Annotated in this window: 13 protein-coding genes and 1 pseudogene; 5 read left to right on the top strand and 9 right to left on the bottom strand. The window is 71.5% G+C overall.

Annotation, left to right across the window (positions count from 1 at the left end; translation table 11 throughout):
* Nucleotides 1-21: 21 nt before the first annotated feature.
* The 4 genes from ACIBZJ_RS16990 to ACIBZJ_RS16975 are packed head-to-tail and all read right to left on the bottom strand — an operon-like array spanning nucleotide 22 to nucleotide 5,667.
* On the bottom strand, nucleotides 22-1,305 hold the full coding sequence (locus tag ACIBZJ_RS16990; protein WP_395930416.1) for an ABC transporter substrate-binding protein: 1,284 nt from the start codon (nucleotides 1,303-1,305) through the stop codon (nucleotides 22-24).
* A complete protein-coding gene (locus ACIBZJ_RS16985; protein ID WP_395930414.1) occupies nucleotides 1,305-3,992 on the bottom strand; it encodes a family 78 glycoside hydrolase catalytic domain in 2,688 nt (895 codons plus the stop codon). The genes ACIBZJ_RS16990 and ACIBZJ_RS16985 overlap by 1 nt, the downstream gene beginning before the upstream one ends.
* Before the next feature lie 2 nt (nucleotides 3,993-3,994).
* Nucleotides 3,995-4,816, bottom strand: coding sequence for a carbohydrate ABC transporter permease (locus ACIBZJ_RS16980; RefSeq protein ID WP_395930412.1), 822 nt, complete (start codon nucleotides 4,814-4,816; stop codon nucleotides 3,995-3,997).
* A complete protein-coding gene (locus ACIBZJ_RS16975) occupies nucleotides 4,813-5,667 on the bottom strand; it encodes a carbohydrate ABC transporter permease (protein ID WP_395930410.1) in 855 nt (284 codons plus the stop codon). The genes ACIBZJ_RS16980 and ACIBZJ_RS16975 overlap by 4 nt, the downstream gene beginning before the upstream one ends.
* A 240-nt stretch (nucleotides 5,668-5,907) precedes the next feature.
* Here ACIBZJ_RS16975 and ACIBZJ_RS16970 point away from each other — a divergent pair, with 240 nt between their 5' ends.
* From ACIBZJ_RS16970 to ACIBZJ_RS16960, 3 genes are all read left to right on the top strand, one after another.
* Entirely contained in the window at nucleotides 5,908-6,849 is a 942-nt protein-coding gene (locus ACIBZJ_RS16970; RefSeq protein ID WP_395930408.1) for an AraC family transcriptional regulator, read from the top strand.
* Nucleotides 6,850-6,909: 60 nt separating this feature from the next.
* Nucleotides 6,910-10,683: an ABC transporter ATP-binding protein gene (locus ACIBZJ_RS16965; RefSeq protein WP_395930406.1), complete on the top strand. Its 3,774-nt coding sequence runs from the start codon at nucleotides 6,910-6,912 to the stop codon at nucleotides 10,681-10,683.
* A gap of 155 nt (nucleotides 10,684-10,838) precedes the next feature.
* Nucleotides 10,839-11,885, top strand: a complete 1,047-nt coding sequence (locus ACIBZJ_RS16960; protein WP_395930404.1) for a M20 family metallopeptidase — start codon at nucleotides 10,839-10,841, stop codon at nucleotides 11,883-11,885.
* On the opposite strand, the gene hisC is transcribed toward ACIBZJ_RS16960, so the two are convergent.
* From hisC to ACIBZJ_RS16935, 5 genes are all read right to left on the bottom strand, one after another.
* The gene (gene hisC / locus ACIBZJ_RS16955; RefSeq protein ID WP_395930402.1) at nucleotides 11,882-12,958 is read right to left on the bottom strand and encodes a histidinol-phosphate transaminase; all 1,077 of its coding nucleotides are present in this window, start codon (nucleotides 12,956-12,958) and stop codon (nucleotides 11,882-11,884) included. The two genes, ACIBZJ_RS16960 and hisC, sit on opposite strands and share 4 nt — an antisense overlap.
* An 11-nt stretch (nucleotides 12,959-12,969) precedes the next feature.
* Entirely contained in the window at nucleotides 12,970-13,911 is a 942-nt protein-coding gene (locus ACIBZJ_RS16950) for an RDD family protein (protein ID WP_395930400.1), read from the bottom strand.
* 392 nt (nucleotides 13,912-14,303) lie between these two features.
* Nucleotides 14,304-15,713 (bottom strand): DUF1116 domain-containing protein, encoded by a 1,410-nt coding sequence (locus tag ACIBZJ_RS16945; RefSeq protein ID WP_395930398.1) that lies wholly within the window; start codon nucleotides 15,711-15,713, stop codon nucleotides 14,304-14,306.
* Nucleotides 15,710-17,212 (bottom strand): FdrA family protein, encoded by a 1,503-nt coding sequence (locus ACIBZJ_RS16940; RefSeq protein WP_395930396.1) that lies wholly within the window; start codon nucleotides 17,210-17,212, stop codon nucleotides 15,710-15,712. Before ACIBZJ_RS16940 ends, ACIBZJ_RS16945 begins: the two co-directional genes overlap by 4 nt.
* Nucleotides 17,199-17,939 carry a DUF2877 domain-containing protein gene (locus tag ACIBZJ_RS16935; protein ID WP_395930394.1) on the bottom strand — a complete coding sequence of 247 codons (741 nt, stop codon included), beginning with the start codon at nucleotides 17,937-17,939 and terminating at the stop codon, nucleotides 17,199-17,201. Before ACIBZJ_RS16935 ends, ACIBZJ_RS16940 begins: the two co-directional genes overlap by 14 nt.
* 84 nt (nucleotides 17,940-18,023) lie before the next feature.
* On the opposite strand from ACIBZJ_RS16935, the gene ACIBZJ_RS16930 reads away from it, so the two are divergent.
* Both ACIBZJ_RS16930 and ACIBZJ_RS16925 read left to right on the top strand, forming a co-directional pair.
* On the top strand, nucleotides 18,024-19,664 hold the full coding sequence (locus tag ACIBZJ_RS16930) for a PucR family transcriptional regulator (protein WP_395930392.1): 1,641 nt from the start codon (nucleotides 18,024-18,026) through the stop codon (nucleotides 19,662-19,664).
* A gap of 68 nt (nucleotides 19,665-19,732) precedes the next feature.
* A pseudogene (locus tag ACIBZJ_RS16925) lies at nucleotides 19,733-19,936 on the top strand (helix-turn-helix domain-containing protein); the annotation flags it as partial.
* Nucleotides 19,937-20,600: the final 664 nt, after the last annotated feature.

Here is a 20,600-nt window from a genome sequence, read left to right as displayed (position 1 = left end):
GCCGCCCCGCCCAGCCACAACTCAGCCAGCCTTGTAGGCCTCGTCCATGCGCGTCAGGACCTGGTCCGGTGAAGTCTTACCGGCGAACATGTCCTGGATGGCCGCGAAGTGGACGTTCTGCACCTTCGGGTTCGGCCAGAGCTGGTCCATGAACGGAACCGTCTTGCCCGCCTTCTGGGCGTCGAGCAACGGTTGCAGAGCCGGGTCGACCTTGAACTGGTCGTTCGGAATACCCGGCAGGTTCCCGGTCGCGGTCGCGTACGCGTTGATCGCCTCCGGAGTCCCCAGGAAGTCGATGAATTCCAGCGCCAGCTTCTTGTTCTTGGTCTTCGCGTTCACCGCGTAGGAACCACCGGCCGCGCCGGGAAGCTGGGTGTCGGACGCGTTGTCGGTGGCAGGCACCGCGAACATCCCGAACTCGGTGCCCTTCGGCGCCTCGGACTGCAGCTGGTTCAAGCCCGAGGTCACGTAGATCATGCCGACCGCCTTGCCGCCGGCGACCTGCGAGATCGCGTTCTCCACCGAGGTACCCAGCGGGTTGGCCGAGAAGCAGCCGCGCTTGTTCATCTCGAGGTACTTGTCGAGCGTCGCCTTCCATTCGGACTTGGCGAACGTCGTCTTGCCGTCGGTCATCTGCTGTGCGAAGTCCGGCGTCTTGCCGTAGACGAGCGTCGAGGCCAGCGCGTAGTCGGCGAGCTGGGTGACCCAGTTCGTCTGGTTGCCCAGCGCGAACAGCACCTTGCCCTTGGCCTTGGCGGTGTCGCAGAGCGCCAGCATCCCGGTGTAGGTCGTCGGCTCCTGGCCGCCGATGTCGGTCATCGCCTTCTTGTTGTAGAGGGCGCCGATCCCGGCGAACGTCTCCGGAACGACGTAGGTCTTGCCGTCGACGACCGTGACCGGCTTGATGCCGCTCGGGATGTCCTTGACCCAGGGGCGGTCGGACAGATCCATCAGGTAACCGGTCGGCGCGAGCACCTCGATCGCGCCCGGGTTGCCGTTGCCCGGCCAGGCGAAGAACACGTCCGGCGCGGTACCGCTGGCCAGCTGGGTGCGCAGCGTCCCCTGGTACTGGTCGGTGTCGGCGTACGACGTGGTGAAGTTCGCGTCCGGGTGGGTCTTCCTGAACGCGGCGATCAGAGCCTCGGCGCCGACCTTGTCGCTGGCGACCGACGAGAGCTTGATCGTGCCGCCGTTGCCGTCGTCGCCGTTGTCGCCGGCCGCGTTCGTGCCGCCCGCGCAGGCCGCGGTGAGCGCCACGCTCGCCGCGACGACGACGGTCGCTAGGAAGCGCTTTCTGGTGGACATCAGTGTCCCTTCCTGCTGGGGGTGGGGGGTTGAGCGGTGAAGCGGTACGTTCCGGAGCCGAGCCGGACGAGCAGACCGCCCGCCGTCGGCTCGCTGTCGCGGATGGCCGGGCCGGTCACGCCGTCCGCACCCTCGGCCGCCCGGACCGACGCCGGGTCCGCCGTCGGGATCAGCAGGTCCGCGGTCGAGCCCGGTGGGATCTCGACGTCGACGACGACCTCGCCGCCGGCCAGGCGCCAGCCCGAGGCGATCCGTCCGCGAACGGTCTCCTGGGTGGCCCTGGCGAACCCGAGGCGGCCACCCACGGTGGGGCGCAGCACCAGGTTCCGGTAGCCGGCGGACGTCGGCGCCTGGCCGATGCCGGCCACGCCGCCGTAGAGCCACTCGCCGATCGACCCGAGGCTGTAGTGGTTGAACGAGTTCATCTGCGCCGCCTGGAAGCCCCGGTCGGCGGTCCAGCCGTCCCAGCGCTCCCAGATCGTGGTGGCGCCGTGCACGATCGAGTACCCCCAGGACGGATAGGTGTCCTGGTGCAGCAACCCGTAGGCCAGGTCGGCCCGCCCGTGCTCGGCCAGCGTCGGGCAGAGCAGCGCGACTCCGACGAAACCCGTGGTCAGGTGGGTGTCCCGCTTCTCCACGTCGTCGGCCAGCCGCGCCGCCGCCGACTCGATCAGGTGCTCCGGCAGGAGGTCGAACGCGAGCGCGAGGAGGTAACCCGTCTGGGTGTCACCCACGACCCGGCCGTCGTCTTCGACGAACGCTTCGTTGAACGCGTCCTTGATCCGCGCGTGCAGCTCCTCGTACGGTGTCGGGTCCTTCTTGATGACGCGTGCCGCGCGGGCAATCAGCGCTGCGCTCCGTGCGAAATACGCGGTAGCCAGGAGCTCTCGCGGCGTTTCCGCGTCCACCTGCAACCAGTCGCCGTAGTTGTTACCGGCCCGGTGGCGCCAGATCAGGTCGGGGTTGTGGCGGTGGACGTGATCGACCCAGGCGGTCATCGAGTCGTACGAGCGCTCGAGCGTCCGCAGGTCGCCATAGACCTGGTAGAGCAGCCACGGGAGGATCACCCCGCCGTCGCCCCAGGCCGGAGCCCCTTCGGTGAGCATGGCGACCTTCGGGGCGATGTCCGGGAACGCCCCTTCGGACGTGGCCGCCGCCCGCACGTCCGCGAGCCAGCGGGCGAAGAACGCCTGCACGTCCGCGTTCCGCATCGCGGTCGGCGCGAAGATCTGCGCGTCGGCGAGCCAGCCGAGCCGCTCGTCGCGCTGCGGGCAGTCGGTCGGCACCGAGACCCAGTTGCCGCGCTGGCCCCAGCGAATATTGCCGACCAGCCGGTTCACGGTCTCGTCGTCGCACTCGAACGTGCCGGTGAACGGGGTGTCGCTGTGCAGGACCCTCCCGACGACGTCCTGGGCGTGCAGGAGCCCGGGATAGCCGACGACCTCGACGTACCGGAACCCGTGGAACGTGAACCGGGGCTCGAACACCTCGGTCGCGCCGCCGGCCGCCAGGTAGACGTCGGTCGCCTCGGCCGTGCGGAGGTTCGCCAGGTAGAGCTCGCCGCCCTCGAGCACCTCGGCGTGGCGCAGCCGGATCCGCTGCCCGGTCTTCGCTCCGCGGATCGTGAGCCGGACCCGGCCGACCATGTTCTGGCCGAAGTCCACCAGGTGCCGTCCGTCGCCGAGCGTGGTGATCGAGACCGGGTGCAGCTCCTCGGTGACGCGGATCGGCTCGTCGGGCTCGGCGACGAGGTTGTCGGGACGTCCGTGGACCCGGACCGGGAGCCATCCGCTCGCGTCGTAGCCGGGGGTGTCCCAGCCGGAGAGGGCCCGGGACGCGTCCTCGTACTGGCCCATCAGCAGGTCCGCGTAACGGATCGCGCCCGGATGCTCGACCCAGCCGGCGTCGGTGGCGATCGTCCGGGTCGAGCCGTCGGCGAACTCGAGCACGAGCTGGGCCAGGAACTGCGGTGCGTCGCCGTAGTGCTGGGCCTGGTGCCGGCTGTCGAAGCCGACGAACCCCGACCACCAGCCGTCGGCGACGACCGCGCCGAGGACGTTCTCGCCCGCGGTGAGCAGGTCGGTGACGTCGTAGGTCTGGTAAAGGATCCGCGTCGCGTACTCGGTCCAGCCGGGGGCGAGCTCGCGGTCGCCGATCTTCGTTCCGTTGAGGGAGGCCTCGTAGACGCCCCGCGCGGTGGCGTAGAGCCGGGCCCTCGTCGGTGCCTCCGAGACCGTGAACGAGCGGCGCAGGTGCGGGACGGCAGGCAGGTGCCGGGTCCGGTCGGTGAGGTCGTCGACCACCGGCGGGTCGAACGGTGGGTGCACGTCCGGGTTCCGGTCGATCCAGACGCCCGCCCACTCGTCGGGGTGCAGCAGCGCGGTCTCGAACCAGGAGTCGGCGCCGCCGGACTCCTCGCCGTCGGCGTTCCAGACCGTGACCCGCCAGTGGTAGCGGGTGCCGGACCTCAGCGCCGGTCCGTCCCAGGCGATGTTCGCGTTCTCGGACGAAAAGACCCGGCCGGTGTCCCAGCGCGGGAGGCCGTCTTCGGTGACCTGGATGCGGTACGCGGTCTGCACGTCGCCGTTCCGGCCGGACGCCAGGCGCCAGGACAGTAACGGCGTCGTCTCGTCGATGCCCAGCGGCGTCGCACGGCCGTCAGTACTCAGTGCGTACGGGGTCAGCATGTTCAACCCTTCAGCCCTCCGGCGAAGCCCTTGATGATGTGGCGTTGCATGGCGAAATAGACGAAGAGGATCGGCAGCGACCCGATGACCAGGCCGGCGAACACCAACTCCCACTGCGAGACGTACTGGCCCAGGAAGCCGAAGATCGCGACCGGGATCGTCTGCTGGGTGCTGCCGCTCAGGTAGAGCAGCGGGGTCAGGAAGTCGTTCCAGACCAGCACCGCGTTGAGGATCACGACCGTGCCGGTGATCGGTCGCAGCAGCGGGAACACGACGCTGCGGAACGCCTGGAACGGCGTGCAGCCGTCGAGCAGCGCGGCTTCCTCGTAGTCGCGGGGCAGCGCGCGCAGGAACCCGACGTACAGGAACGTCGCGAACGGCACCTGCAGACCGCTGTAGAACAGCACCAGCGCCCACGGCGTCCCGAGCAGGTGCAGGTCGCGGACGGTCTGGTACAGCGGCAGCAACGCGAGCTGGAACGGCAGCAGCAGCCCGAGCATGATCAGCAGGAACGTGGCCCGCGACCAGGCCGCGGTCACCCGGGCCAGCGGGTAGGCCGCCAGCGACGAGACGATCACGATGACGACGACGCTGGCGATCGTGACCAGCGCGCTGTTCGCGATCGCCCCGCCGAGACCGGCCTGCTGCCAGGCGTCCGAATAGTTCTGGAGCGTGGGGGACATCGTGAGGCGGGCCGCGGACGACGGGTCGTGCGGTGCGCGCAACGACAGGTTCACCAGGACGTAGAGCGGGAACGCGAACGCGACCGTCACCACGAGCATCACCAGCTCGAGCAGGAAGCTGCGCCAGGTGTAGGACCTCATCGGGTGCTCTCCTCCTGGCGGCGGAGCAGCCAGTACTGACCGCTGGAGATGATCGCGACGAAAATCGTCAGCACGATGGCGAGCGCGATGCTGTAGGCGAACTCGCCGAACTGGAACGCGTCCTTGTAGATCAGCGTGGAGAGCGTGTCGGTCGAGTGGCCCGGACCGCCGGCGGTCATCACCCAGACCTGGTCGAAGAGCTTCAGGCCGCCGATGATCGACAGCATCAGGTTGATCGTCGTGGCCGGTGCGAGCAGCGGGAAGGTCACGTACCGGAAGCGGCGGACCGGACCGGCGCCGTCGACCTCGGCGGCCTCGTGGACGTCCTGCGGGATGCCCTGCAGGCCGGCCAGGAAGATCACCATCGAGTAGCCGGCGTACTGCCAGACGACGACGCCGACGATCGACCAGAGCGCGATGTTCGGGTCGCCGAGCCAGTCCTGCTTGAGGCCGCTCAGGCCGACCGCGTCGAACGTCCAGTTGACCGCGCCGTCCGGGGCCAGCAGGTTCTTCCAGAGCGCGCCGGTGACGACCGGAGTCATCACGGCCGGGGCGAACAGGAACACCCGCAGGACGTTCCGGCTCTTGATCCGGCTGTTGACGCCGAGCGCGAGCAGCAACCCGACGCCGTTCTGGATGATCGTCACCGAGACCGCGACGAGCAGTGTCTGGACGACCGCGGCCCGGGCGTCGGCGTCGTCGAAGATCGCGGTGAAGTTTCCGAGGCCGACCCAGGCGCGGTCGGGGCTCAGCCCGTCCCAGTCGGTGAACGCGAGCATCGCGCCGCGCCCGCTCGGGACGAGCACGACGAACGCGTAGAGCGCGAGCGCCGGGACGAGGAACAACCACATGGTGCTCCGGCGCTTTCGGGTGCGCGCCGGCGCCGGTTTCGGTGCGGCGGGCGCTTCTGGCGCGGGCCGGGTGCGGGTACGCGCAGGCATGAACTCACCTCCGGGGGCGGACAGCAGTGTCGCCGGGAGCCGATTGGAACGTTTCATCGGCCGTTCTTGGGGCAGAAGCATGCGCTACGTCACAGCGCCGTCGATAGGCTTGGATGCGCCCGCGGTAGCACGAAATTAACTTCCCGGTTCGTGGCGAGTACCGTGCCGGTCGTGCGCGAGAACCCGGTGGGCGAGTCCAAGCTGGGCCTGCTCTACCTGCGCGAAGGCGTCCAGACCTACGCGGTCCGGTATCTGCACTCGACGACGCAGAAGACGCACACCCACAGTTTTTTCGAGCTGGCGTTCGTCCTCGACGGGGAGGCGTTGCACGTCTCGCCGGCCGGGCGCGAGCCGATCCGCCGCGGTGACGTGGTGGTGCTGCGGCCCGGCGTGTGGCACGGGTACGAGGAGTGCCGGGACCTGCGCCTGTATAACCTCTGTTTCGGCGCCGACGTGCTGAACCGGGAGCTGGCCTGGGCTCAGGCCGACCCGGGGCTGGGGTACCTGCTGCGGACCGGCCCGATGGCGGCGCAGCGGCGCGGCGTGCTGAGCACGGCCCTGCCCGACGGCCTTCTCGTCCAGGCCATGGAACACCTGGACGCACTGGCCGAGCTGGGGTCGGAGTCGTTCCTCACCCACCGGGGCGACATGGTCGCCCGGCTGACGCTCTCGCTCAGCGTGGTGGCCCGGGCGGCGTTCGTGCGGGAGGTGTCCGGTCCCACCCACGCGGCGGTCCTCGGCGCGATGCGCTTACTGGAGGACCGTCTGGCGCACCCCTGGACGCTCCCCGAGCTGGCGGACGAACTGCACCTCACGCCGGGGTACCTGGTGCGGCTGTTCAAGTCGTCGACCGGGTTGCCGCCGATGGCGTACCTGGCCCGGCATCGCGTCGAGAAGGCCGCTGAGCTGCTGCTCGACACCGACGAGCCGGTGACGCAGATCGGCCGGTCGGTCGGCTGGCCCGACCAGAACTACTTCGCCAGGCGGTTCAAGGCGCACTTCGGGGTGACCGCCACCGCCTACCGGGCCCAGTTCGCGAAGAACCGTGCCCAGCTCAAGATCCGGCCGCACACCGAAGAGGGCCAGTGCTAGTAAGCCCATAGGAAATCTGTGGTCCGGCAGATTGTCGGCGCCCCGAAGTAACCTCCGAATGTGCCGAAGTCGAAGTCTCGCGGATGGATCCGCCTCCTATTCTCTGCTTGCTGGACCCACCCGAAGCTGGTCGTCGGCGTACTCGTGGCTTCGTTCGGTGCGACGCTGCTCGAAGGTGTGGCCCCGCTGCTCACCCGCACCGCGATCGACGACGCCGTCGGCGGCCGGGTCGATCGGGTCACGCTGATCGTCAGCATCCTCGCCGGGCTGGGCGTCCTGCGGTTCGGCGCCACGTTCCTGCGTCGCTACACTGCCGGGCGGCTGTCGCTCGACGTCCAGCACGATCTGCGCAACCGGGTCTTCACGACGCTCCAGCGGTTCGACGGCCGCAGGCAAGACGCGCTGCGCACCGGCCAGGTCGTCTCCCGGGCGATCTCCGACCTGCAACTGGTGCAGGGCATCCTCGCGTTCATCCCGTTCTCGCTCGGCATGGTGGTGCTGTTCGTCATCGCCGTCGTCGCGATGTTCTCGCTGTCGGTGCCGCTGACGCTGGTCTCACTCGCGGTAGCGCCCGCGGTCGCCTGGGCCGCCGTCCGCAGCCGCAAGCGGCTGTTCCCGGCGACCTGGTCGGCCCAGCAGCGCGCCGGCGAGGTGGCCGAGCGGGTCGAGGAGGCGGTCACCGGCGTCCGGGTCGTGAAGGGCTTCGCCCAGGAGACCCGCGAGATCGTCACGCTCGAAACCACGGCCCGGCGGCTGTTCGCCGACCGGATGCGCGCGGCCCGCATCAACGCGCTGCTGACGCCGACGCTCGCCGCGCTCCCGCAGCTGGGCCAGGTCGCGGTGCTCGCGCTCGGTGGCTGGCTGGCCCTCACCGACCGCATCACGATCGGCACGTTCGTCGCGTTCGCGGCCTACCTGGCCACGCTCGCGGGCGCGACCAGGGTGGTGTCCGGCCTGCTGACGATGGGGCAGCTCGCCCGGGCCGGTGTCGAGCGCGTCTACGACGTCATCGAGAGCGAGCCCTCGGTCACCGACCCGGCCGAGCCGCGGACGCTGCCGGAAGGCCCGCTCGGCATCCGCTACCGCGACGTGCGGTTCGGGTACGCGTCCGACGACACCGTGCTCGACGGGCTCTCACTCGAGGTCACGCCCGGCGAGACGCTGGCGCTGGTCGGCCCGCCGGGGTCGGGGAAGTCGACGCTCGCGCTGCTGCTCACGCGGTTCTACGACGTCCGCGGCGGGTCGGTGGCGCTGGGCGGCGTCGACGTGCGGCAACTGCGCCTGGCCGAGCTGCGCGGCGCGATCGGCGTCGTCTTCGAGGAAGCGTTCCTGTTCTCCGCGTCGGTCCGGGCGAACATCGCCTACGGGCGTCCGGACGCCACCGACGCCGAGGTGGAGGCGGTCGCCCGCGCGGTCGAGGCCGACGGCTTCATCCGCGCGCTGCCGGAGGGGTACGACACGCTGGTCGGCGAGCGCGGGCTGACGCTCTCCGGCGGTCAGCGGCAGCGCATCGCGCTGGCCCGGGCACTGCTCACCGACCCGCGCGTGCTGCTGCTGGACGACGCGACGTCGGCGGTCGACAACGTCACCGAGGCCGCGATCCACGCAACGCTGCGCCAGGTCACCGCCGACCGGACGACGATCCTGATCGCGCACCGGCGCTCGACGCTGGCGCTGGCCGACCGGGTGGCGGTGCTCGACGGCGGCCGCGTCGTCGACGTCGGCACCCAGGCCGAACTCGCCGAGCGTTCCCCGCTGTTCCGGTCGCTGCTGGCCGGGCCGGACGAGGCCGCCGACGAGGCGGATTCCCTCCGGACTCCGGCCGGATCGCAGGGCACACCGCCCGTCGCCGGCGCGGAGGTCGTGACGCCGGCGCTGTGGCCCGCGGTCGAGGCGGACGAAGACCCGCTGGTCTCGTCCCGGGCCCAGCGCAGCGCACCGGCCGGTGGCCACTTCGACCAGGGCGGTACGCCGGCGACGCCGGAGCTGCTGGCCGCGGTCCGGGCGCTGCCGCCGGCGACCGAGGAACCCACGCTGATCGACATCGATCCGCGCGCGCCCGACCCGCAGTTCCGCCTCGGACGTCTGCTGCGCCCGGTGCGCTGGCTGCTGTGGGCGACGATCGGTCTGATCGCGCTCGACGCGGCCGCCACGGTCGCGTTCCCGCTGCTGGCCCAGCACGCGATCGACGCCGGTGTGGTCGGCGGCTCGGAGCGCGCGCTCCTCGTCACCGCCGTGATCGGCGTCCTCGTGGTGCTGGTCGACTGGCTGGCCGTGCGCACCCAGACCGTGACCGCGTCGCAGGCCGGCGAGAAGGTCCTCTACCTGCTGCGGATCCGCAGCTTCTCGCACCTGCAGCGGCTCGGGCTCGACTACTACGAGCGCGAGCTGGCCGGCCGCATCATGACCCGGATGACCACCGACGTCGACGCGCTCTCGACGTTCCTGCAGACCGGCCTGGCCACCGCGGTGGTCAGCGTCCTGACGATCCTCGGGGTCACGGCCGCGCTGCTGCTGACCGACGCCGGGCTCGCGCTGATCGCGCTGGCGGTACTGCCGGTCGTGATCGTCGCGACGCTGATCTTCCGCCGGCTGTCGGCGCTCGCGTACGAAGAGGCCCGCGAGCGGGTCAGCGTCGTCAACGCCGACTTCCAGGAGAACGTCTCCGGCATGCGGGTCGCGCAGGCCTACGTCCGGGAGGCGCGGTCCGCGGCCGACTTCGCCGGGCGCAGCGACGCGTACCGCAGGTCGCGCATGCGGGCGCAGACCTACATCGCCACGTTCTTCCCGTTCGTCGGGCTGCTGTCCGACCTCGGCCAGGCCGCGGTGCTCGCGGTCGGTGCCCACCGGATCGCGTCGGGCGGGGTCACGCCCGGCATCCTGACCGCGTTCCTGCTCTACCTCGCCCTGTTCTTCCAGCCGATCCAGCAGCTCTCCCAGGTGTTCGACGGCTATCAGCAAGCCCGCATCGGTCTGAGCCGGATCGGCGATCTGCTGCGGACGCCGACGTCGGTCGTCGACGCCGAGACTCCGGCCGCGATCCCCGACCGGCTGAACGGCCGGGTCGAACTGCGTAACGCTCGGTTCCGGTACGCGGGTGCCGACACCGAGGCGCTGCGCGGTGTCTCGCTGGTGATCGAACCGGGCGAAACCGTGGCGCTGGTCGGCGAGACCGGCGCGGGCAAGTCGACGGTGCTGAAACTGCTCGCCCGCTTCTACGACGTGACCGGCGGGGCAGTGCTGATCGACGGCGTCGACGTTCGGCAGTACCGGCTGGCCGACTACCGGGCCCGGCTCGGCGTCGTGCCGCAGGAGCCGCATCTGTTCACCGGCGACGTCGCCTCGAACATCAGCTACGGCCGGCCGGCCTCGCCTCCCGCGGTCGTGGAGGGTGCGGCCAGGGCGGTCGGCGCGGTCGGGATGGTCGGGTCGATCCAGGGTGGGTTCCGGCACCCGGTGTCCGAGCGCGGCGGCGGCCTGTCCGCCGGGCAGCGTCAGCTGGTGTCGCTGGCCAGGGCCGAGCTCGTCGACCCCGATCTGTTGCTGCTCGACGAGGCCACCGCGGCGCTCGACCCGGCGAGCGAGGCCGTGGTGCTCGCCGCCGGTGACGCGCTGTCCCGTCGCCGGACGACGGTCGTGATCGCGCACCGCCTGGCCACCGCCGCCCGGGCCGATCGCATCATCGTGATGGACAACGGCGAGATCGCCGAGCAGGGCAGGCACGCCGAACTGATCGCCTCCGACGGGGTGTACGCACGCCTGTGGGCGCAAGACGGCGCCGCCGCCCTCGAGGCCGAGTTGTTCGAACGCGGCGAGGTCGACCCGGTGGGTTGAAGCCGGGCAGGAGGGGGATGCGACGATCGGGGCTCAGCCGACGGCCATGCGACGATCGGGGCTCAGCCGACGGCCATGCGACGAACAGGGGCTTCGTGTTTTCTGAGACCGGAGTGACCGGCGCGAAACTGTTGGCGTCGATGTTGGAGTGCCTGGTGGCGCTTCCGACCGTGTCCGGCAACCGCGCCGCGTCGGAGGAAGGACTCGACCTCATCGGCGACTTCCTGGCCGCGCGTGGACTGATCGTCCGGCGGTTCGACCAGGACGGGTTCGGTGCGCTGGTCGCGACCGTGCGCCCGACGCTCTCCCCGGCGGTCATGCTCACCGCCCATCTCGACGTCGTCCCGGGCCCCGAGCACCTGTTCACGCTGAAGCGCGACGGTGACCGGGTCCTCGGCCGGGGCGTGTTCGACATGAAGGGAGCGATCGCGGCCTACCTGGTGCTGATCGACGAGCTCGGGCCCGAGCTGCACCGCTACGACCTCGGCGTGATGATCACGACCGACGAGGAGACCCGCGACCTCGGCGTCAAGATGCTGCTCGAGGGCGAGGGGTACCGGCCGCGGGTCGCGGTGCTGCCCGACGGCGGTGACGACTGGCAGCTCGAAGAGGTCGCGAAGGGCGCCTGGCGGGTGCGGGTGAGCACCTACGGCGTCGCGGTGCACGGCTCCCGGCCGTGGAGCGGGCAGAGCGCCTCGCTCAAGCTGCTCGACCTGCTGACCGACATCCGGCAGCGGTTCCCGGTCGAGGAGCCGCACGTCGACACGCTCAACGTCAGCTTCCTGCGGGCCGGCACCGCGCCGAACCAGCTGCCCGACCAGGCCGAAGCCGTGCTCGACATCCGGGTGATGGGCCCGGACGAACTGGCGGCGGCCGAGCGGGACGTAGCCGAGATCTGCCGCCGGCACGGTGCCGACCTCGAGCTGCTCGTGCTGTTCCCGCCGGTCCGGCACGACCTGACCGACCCGCTGCTGGCCGAGTTCGCGCGCAGCGTCGAGAAGGTCGTCGGCACTCCCTGCGGTGGGTGCCTCTCGTTCGGCTCCAGCGACGCCGCCCAGTACGCGGCCGTCGGGGTGCCGTGCGCGGTGACCCGCCCGCGGGGCGGCGGCCACCACGGCGACGAGGAGTGGGTGGACCTCGCGTCCCTCGAACTCCTCGTCCCGGTCCTGCGCGACTATCTCGACAAGGTCGCGCTCCGCTAGGCGAGGAGCTCGGCTGCGGCTTCGAGGAACAGGTCGTTCTCGGACGGCGTCCCGATCGTCACCCGGACGCCGTCCCCGGCGAACGGCCGCACGATCACACCGCGCTTCTCGCACGAGGCCGCGAACTCGGTGGCGTCGTCGCCGAGCGGGAGCCAGAGGAAGTTCGCCTGCGTGTCCGGCACGTCGGCGCGCAGCGACGTGATCGTGTCGAGCACCCGGGTGCGCTCGGCGACCACCAGATCGACCCGGCGGTTCATCTCGTCCTCGGCGTCGAGCGCGGCCAGGGCGGCGGCCTGGGCCACGTGGTTCACCGAGAACGGCGTCACGACCTTGCGGATCGCGTCGGCCACGGACGGATCGGCGGCCAGCCAGCCGACCCGGATACCGGCCAGGCCCCATGCCTTGGACAGCGTCCGCAGCACGACGACGTTGGGCCGGTCCTTCGCCGCGACCAGCCCGTCCGGCACTGCCGGGTCACGGACGAACTCCCGGTACGCCTCGTCGATCACGACCAGCACGTCCGGGCCGACCCGGTCGAGGAACCGGTCGAGTTCGCCGGCGTGAACGGCCGTCCCGGTCGGGTTGTTCGGCGTGCAGACGAACACCACCTTCGTCCGCTCGGTCACCGCCGCGGCCATCGCGTCCAGGTCGTGCGCGTGGGTGTCGGTGTTCGGCACCTGGACGCTCGTCGCGCCGCAGGACGTCGTGACGATCGGGTAGGCCTCGAACGAGCGCCAGGAGTAGACGACCTCGTCGCCCGGCAGCACCGCCGCCCGGACGATGTGCTCGGCCAGTGCGACCGATCCGCAGCCGGCCACGATCCGGCCGGGGTCGACGTCGTACCGCTCGCCGAGGCGCTTCCGGAGCGCGACGACCCCCGGGTCGGGGTAACGGTGGGTGTTCGCGACCGCGCTCGTGACCGCCTCGACGACGCCGGGCAGCGGCCCGTACGGCACCTCGTTGCTGGCGAGCTTCACCGCTTCCGGGATCCCGGATTCGCGCGCCACGTCGCTGGGGTTCTTCCCGGCCACGTAGCGGGGGATCGTCTCCAGGTCGGGACGGGTCAGCGGCATCGGTGGTGCTCCTACTCCGAATCGGATTTCTTGGCGACCTTGACCGGGACCGGCACCATGCTCGACCGGACGACGATCGACGTCACCGCCTTGTCGTGCAGGCACTGGCGGGCCGGTCGGTCCCAGATGCACCACAGCAAGTCGGCGAGCTGCAGGGGGAACCCGCACAGGAAGCTGCCCGCGGGGCTCGGCAGCATCAGGATCAGCCAGCGCCGGATCGACTGGCCGAACGTCAGCGAGCTGTCGTCGACCACCTTGACCACCCGGATGCCGACCAGACGCTTGCCGAGCGTCTGGCCGCTGTTGGCGGTGGCCGGGACCTCGTAGGCGAACCAGAGGCCGATCGTCAGGATGATGATGATCCAGTTCAGCCGGCTGGCCTCGGAGGAGACCGCCTCCCGGCCGAGCAGCACGTCGTTGACGTTCGGCCCGATCGCCTCCGCGAACTGGTAGAAGAAGTAGCCGTTCACGACCAGGCACAGCAGGAACACCGCGACGATGTCGATGACCCGGGCCAGGACGCGCAGGCTGAGCGGGGCCAGCTTCGTGACGTCGAGCGGCATCGTGGCGGTCGAGCCCGGGACCCGGATGTGGCCGGGAGGTACCGGAGGCAGCGTCGGCGGAGGCTTGCCGGGCTGACCCCAGCGCGAAGGCTTGGCGTCGCCCTGCGGCGGGGCGTCCGTCTTGGGTGGTGCGCCGGTAGGCGGCGACGGCCAGGACGGCGTCCAACCGGCCTGGCGGCTCCCGGGCGCTGACGGCGCAGTCGGGTCGGCCGATCCGGCCGGTGCGTTGACGGCGCCGGGCGCGGTCGCCGCGACGGGCTCGGTGGGTGGCGGGCCGACAGGGGGCACGGCACCGACCGGCAGCGGGGTACCGAGCCACTGCTCGCCGTCCCAGTAGCGCTGCGTCTCCGGATCCGCCGGGTCGGGATACCAACCGGGGATCGGGGTCACCGGATCACCTCACACCTACTCCACTGTTGTCCTGTCCAGCGTCCATCCTGCCGTACTGCCGTACGGAGGAGCCCACCACACAGGGCCCACTACACAGGGGACAACGCAGAGCCGCCGCTCCGCGTGCCTGCGGGGGTCGTCGGCACACGGAACGGCGGCGTCACGGCTCGGGTGGCTGCGGGGGTCGAGCCGCGCCGAACCAGGGGCCGGCCAGGGCACGCGGGGGCGTCGTCCGAGCCGGAGTTCGATGCGAGGGCCGCCCATGGGGGTCCGTTCACCTGCAGTGCGGGGGGCCCGCAGGTGCGGGGGGCGACCCTCGCAACCGAGATATCGACCCCGCACCGGCGGCCCGCAGTGCTTTTCGGGCACGCCACCGACCTGCAACCAGGCCGCTACCCGCCCAGCCCCGGCGCGGCTGCGCCGAGCGCGTCGAGAGCGCCGACGAAGCATTCCATCGGTGGCGTCACGAGCCCGGCGCCGACCTGGCCGACCCCGGCCACGCGTCCCGCCATACCGGTGTTGATCTGCGGCAAAACCCCGGTACGCACGACCTTCGTGACGTCGATACCGGTCGCCGCGCCGCGGAAGTCGAGGATCGGCAGCGCGTAGGACGGGTTCTCGCCGGTCGTGATCCCGTACATCTCCCGGCTGGTCCGCAGCGCGTCGGACACGGTCCCGCCGACGAACCGGACGATCGCCGGAGCGCTCGCCATCGCGAACCCGCCGATGCCCGCGGTCTCGGTGATCGCCGAGTCGCCGATGTCGGGGTTCGCGTCCTCCGGCCCGTACGAGCCCAGGAACAGACCTCGCGGGGTGTTCGCCGGCCCGGTGAACCACTGGTCGCCGGTGCCCGACACCTGGATTCCGAAGTCGGTCCCGTTCCGCGCCATCGTCGTCACGACCGTCGAACCGTCGATCCCGGAGGCCGCCGCGGTCTGGAGCTTGCAGGCGGGCATGACCAGGTTCAGGAAGAAGTGGTCGTTTCCTCCGATGAATCGCGCCACCGACGCCACCTCGTGCGAGGCCACCCCGGCGTCGATCATCGCCGGGAGCAGGTCCCGGAGCAGCATGAGCGTCCCGGCCCGGTTCCGGTTGTGGCCCTCGTCGCCCATCTGGACCATCTGGGCGATGATGCCCTTGATGTCCACCGGACCGTGTTCCCGCACCGCGGCCTGGAGCGACGGGCCGAGCACGGCCGACATCCAGCGCAGCCGCTCGATCACCTCGGGCCCGTACGCGCCGTAGCGCAGCACCTTGCCCAGGCCCTCGTTGAGCGAGCACCACGACGTGCGGTCGTGCGCCTCGTCGCGCAGGACGAACACCCACATCGAGGGCGACACGACCCCGGCCATCGGCCCGACCCCGCCCCCGGCGTGGCACGGCGCCCACTCGGCGCCTCCGCCGGCCAGTAGGGCCTCCGCCGCCTCCGCGTCCGCGGCCAGGCCTTCGTACAGGGCCGCGCCGATCAGCGCTCCGCGCATCGGCCCGGAGGCCCGCTCCCAGGTGATCGGCGGGCCCGCGTGCCGGAACTGACCCGCCTGCAGCCCCACCACGTCCGAGGCTCGGCGGACGTCGACCAGCGTGGCGCCTGCGGCGAGCATCCGTTGCAGTGCGGTGGCGTTCGCGCTGACCCGGCGTGGATCGGCCATCACCCGGACCAGCGCGTCGGCCGAGCCCACCGGCGGCTGCCAGTCGACCGGCGTCACTGCGGCGGCCTGCGCGGTCAGCGCGTCGGCGAACAGTTCGGCTCCGGCCGTGGCGACCGACGGCTCGCCGTCGAGAAGGCCGTTCAACGTGCTCATTCGGTCACCTCGGCGGGGTTCAGGATGGCCACGGCCTCGCGGGCGGCCTCGGCGTTGGACGAGTACACACGCGCGCCGACGCCCTGCAGTTCGGCGGCCTGCCCGCGCACCCCCTGCGGGTCGCCGTCGCTGCCGATCAGCGCGATCACGACGTCGAACGGGCGATCCGCCGCCACCAGCGCGGACGCGATGGCGGGGGCCAGTTCGGCGGCCGGGTCGGGGTGGGCACCGTGGCCGAGGACGACGTCCATCAGCACCACCCGGCAGTCCGGATCGGCGGCCTCCTCGGCCAGCCGGGCCAGGCGCAGCGTCCCGTCGATCATCGGGTGCGGACGCCCGGCGGTCAGCGCGTCGTCGCCGAAGTCGAGCATCGCGTGCCCGTCGGCCTTCAGATCCGCGCCGATCGTCCAGGACGGATCGAGCGGGATGTTCGACGCGATCGGCCCGAGCGCCGCCGACGCGATCACCATCGCCTCGTCGCAGAGCGTTCCGCCGCTGTAGAGGCCGCGCAGGTTGCCGGTGCCGAATCCGAACGGAGCGACCAGGTCGGGGCTCTCGTCCGAGGGCAGCCAGCGAGGCCAGCGGGGCACCGGCCGGCCCAGCGTCCCCAGCACCTGCGTGACGACCGCGGTCAGGTCCGGGCGCCCGCCGCCGAGCAGCCCGAACACGACCGGCGTGGAGAGCTTCGCCGCGTGCTCCCTGACCCGTTCGGCGACCTCGGGAGCGGGCGGCTTGGAGACCACCAGGATCACCTCGGTCGCCGGATCCGCGTCCAGCGCGTCGAGCGCGGCCAGCGTCGACCGGCCGGCCACGGCCGCGGACAGATCGCGCCCGCCGACGCCCAGGCAGTGCGAGAGGCCGACGCCGGCGGCGTCGAGCAGCGTCATCACCTGCTGGGCCCCGGTGCCGGACGCGGCGACCAGCCCGACCGGGCCCGGGCGCACGACGTTCGCGAAGCCGAGGCCGAGACCGCCGACGACGGCCGTTCCGCAGTCCGGGCCCATCACCAGCAGGCCGCGCTCGGCGGCCCGGTCCTTGAGCGCGATCTCCTGCTCGACCGGCACGTTGTCGCTGAACACGAGCACGGACGCACCGGCGTCGAGTGCGTCCATCGCGTCCGCGAACGCGAACCGGCCGGGCGTCGAGACGAGTGCCAGCGTCGCCCCCGCGGTGTCCACGGCCGCGCCGAGGGTGCGCGGCGATGGCAGGGTGCTGTCGCCGGTGGTGCGCGGCGCCTTCGCGGCCAGGGCCGAGTCGACGGCGGCGATCGCCGCGTCCCGGGTCGGCTCGTCGTCGGTGGCGATCGCGACGACCATGTCTCCGGCGGTCGCGTCGACCGGCAGGTCGAAGCCCATGCCCGCGATCAGCTCGAGGTTCAGCTCGGTCCCCATCGCGACCATCGCGCCGGTCACCCCGGCCAGGCCGCCGACGGCCTGGCTGACCTGCAACAACTGGACCGAGTCGCGGTAGGTGCCCCGCCGCAGCTCAATGTGTTTCACTCTGTCCGCCTTCCAGAACCGTCAAGCCCATCCGGACGCCACTCAGCAGGCCCGCACCCGAGGAATGCCCGACCGCGAGCAGGGCGGTGATCGCGGGTTCGAGCCGGTCGACGGGGTCGGTGAGCACCGCGGCCAGCTGGGGGATGCACTCGCCGCGGGCCGCGTGGGCGAGCAGCACGGCGGAGATCGGGGTGGTGGCACCCGGGCGGGCGGCCAGCTCCTCGGCGACCCTCGAGCCCAGTACGGCCGCGTGCGGGTGGGCAGCGGCGACCAGAGTGACCAGCGCACCCGCGAGCACGTCGTCGCCCAGCGGCGTCAGCCCCTCACCACGTCCCAGCAGCGTCCTCACGTCCAGCTCCGGGACGTCGATCTCGGTGGCCGTCCGTGTTCCCGAGGAGCGGAGTGCGCGCTGCCGGGCGTCCAGATCGTCGTGGTTCAGGACGGGCCGGGAGGGCCGCCACCAGCGGGTGACCGCGACCGAGGTGTCGCCGACCTTGAGGTGGCCCGCGCCGATCTCGGCGGTGCTCCCCACCGCGGCGGCGGGTACCGCGACGCCGGGCCCGAGGACCAGCGCGCAGGGAACCCGGACCGCCCCGGCCGACGCCAGACACACCGGACCGGCCCACAGAGCCGTCGGCAGCGACGCGATCACCGGTACCGCCCGGACCGGACCGCTCAAAATCGGGGCAACCGAGACGGAGGCAGCGCCGGACAGCGTCGTCTGCACGTCTGGGCCACCCCCTTCGTCCGAGCAGAACGTAAGTCCACGTCTACGGTGGTCGGCATGGGAAGAATTGCCAAGGATGGCCGGGTGGCTTCGGCTAACTTGACGGCATCTCCGGTCGGGTTGCCAGTACGTGACGTGCTCGAGGCGGCCTCGTTGACCGGCTCCCGCGTGCTGGCGGGCGAGGCCGGTCTGGACCGGGTGGTCCAACGCCTCAACGTCATGGAGGTACCAGACATTCTGCCCTGGGTGAAGCCGCACGAGTTGCTGCTCACCACCGGTTATCCGCTGCGGCACTATCCGGATTCGCTGGCCGATCTGCTTCGTGAGCTCGACGAGCGCGGGCTGGCCGCGCTGGCCGTGAAGCCGCACCGCTATCTGGACGAGCTGCCGCCGGAAATGCTGGCCGAGGCCGATCGCCGGGGCTTCCCGATCATCGAGGTCACCGCCGACATCGGCTTCGACGACATCCTCAACGACGTGCTGAGCGCGCTGCTGCACCGCCAGGCCTCGGTGCTCGCCCGCTCCGACGAGGTGCACCGCGCGCTGGTAGGCGTCGTCCTGGAGGGCGGCGGACTGGACGACCTGGCGGCCGAGCTGACCCGGATCCTCGACGGGCCGGTCGTCGTCACGACGCCGGACGGCCGGGTCATCGCCGGCGCGGACGCGATGCCCGACCTGCAGGGGTACGGCTGCTTCGACCCGACCGGCCGGTTCCGGGTGGACGACGAGCCGACCGGCGTCCGCCCGCACGAGGGCGGTTTCCACACGACGGTGCCGGTCGTCGCCGGGCGCATCGACCACGGGCGGATCGTCGCGTTCTCCACTGATCCGCTGGACGCGGCCGACGTCTATTCGCTGGAACGGGCTGCCACCGTCGCGGCGCTGGCGGTCACCAAGCAGCTCGCGATCGACGCCGTCGAGGGCAAGTACCGGGCGGACTTCCTTCGCGACCTGCTCACCGGCCGCATCGAAGACGTGCCGACCGCGGTCGCCCACGCCCGGACGCTGGGCTGGGACGTCGAGCGTCCGCTGGTCGCGGTGGTGGCCGAACTGGACCCGGTGACCGCGCCGGCCGTCCCCGAGCTCCGCCCGGTGCAGGAGCGGTTCGCGACCGCCTGGCAGTCGGTCGTGCGCTGGCGCGATGCTCGGGCGCCAGTGGTGAACTTCAACCAGGAGGTCGTGGTTCTGCTCGGGCTGCCGGCCTCGGGCGCATCGGCGGACGTGATCGAGCGGTCGGTGAACGACCTGGTGCGGCAGGTCGTCGGCGACGGCGGGGGAGGGCGACGCTCGTTCTCGCTCGGGATCTCCCGGCCCGCTTTGACCCCGCAGGAGCTGCCCCGCGCGTACGAGCAGGCCCGCAAAGCGGTGCGGATCGGGCGGCGGCTGCACGGCGACGGCGCCCGGGCGAGCTTCGACCGGCTCGGGGTCCACCGATTGCTGTCGCTGATCCCGGACACGTCCGAGCTGCGGGGGTTCGTCGAGGAGGTGCTGGGTGACCTCGCGGCGGACACCCCGGAGAACACGGACCTGCGGCGGACGCTCGCGGTGCTGCTGGAGACGAACTGCACGGTCGCGGAGGCGGCTCGGCGGCTGCATTTCCACTACAACACGTTGCGGTACCGGATCACGAAGCTCGAGAAGCTGGTCGGTCCGTTCACCGACGACGCGGCGTTGCGCCTGGACCTGGCGCTGGCGCTGCGTGTGCTGGAAATCCGCGGATTGTAGTTATATCCAATTAGGTCTGAGTTGACCACATAGGAAAGAATCTCCTTGCTTCGAGGCGGGGAGTGCAGATGGGGTCAGTCGCAGGAGCGGCCGAGGTCGCGATGTATCTTCGCCGGCTGAAGGCTCGGTCGAACCTGAGCTACAAGGCGTTGGCGCGCCGGGCCGGTGTCGGGAGTTCCACGCTCCACCGGTACTGCTCCGGGGAGCAGTTCCCGCTGGATTTCCGGGTGGTTCGGGCGTTTGCCGTGGCGTGCGGGGCCACCGCGGACGAGCTTCGGTCCTTGCAGGCGCTCTGGTCGGCGGATCCGCGGAATCCGGTAGTGGTGGCGGGGCTGGCTGTTTCGGACGGAACGCGCGCCGACGCGGAGCGGGCCGGCGTGGCCGGGTCGGGCGGCCCGTCTGCGGGTTCGGGCCTGTCTGAGAGGGCGGGGCTTCCTGAGGTGGCGGGGCTTCCGGCTGCGGCGGGGCTTCCTGGGGTGGCGGGACCGTCTGCTGCGGGGCAGGCTGCGGTGGCGGGCTCGTCTGCTGGTTCGGGACCGTCTTTGGTGGCGGGGCCGTCTGTAGTGGCGGGGCCGTCTGTGGTTGTGGGTCCGGGTGTAGTGGCGGGCGCCTCTGCGGGGGCTGGGTCTCCTGGCGAACCGGAGCCGTCCGCCGTGGGGGGGTTGGGCGCTGCGGTCGGGCCGTCTGCCCTGGCGGGGCCGTTCGTCATGGCGAGGCCGTCCGTCGTGGCGGGGACCGGGGCGGGTGCGGTGGCCGAGCCGCTGGCCGTGGCGGGGCCGTCTGCTGCGGTCGGGCCGTCCGCTGCGGCGGGGTCGTCGGCCGGAGTGGGGTCGCCTGCTCAGGCGGTAGCGCCGGCCGCAATGAATTCGTTCGCTGGAGCGGAATCGCCTGCGGCCACGGCGCTGTCCGATGCGACTGTGCCCTCCGGCGCGGTGG

Source organism: Cryptosporangium sp. NPDC051539 (assembly GCF_044454545.1).
In the GTDB taxonomy this organism is placed as follows: Bacteria; Actinomycetota; Actinomycetes; order Mycobacteriales; family Cryptosporangiaceae; genus Cryptosporangium.
This window is presented reverse-complemented; position numbering and strand designations above follow the sequence as displayed.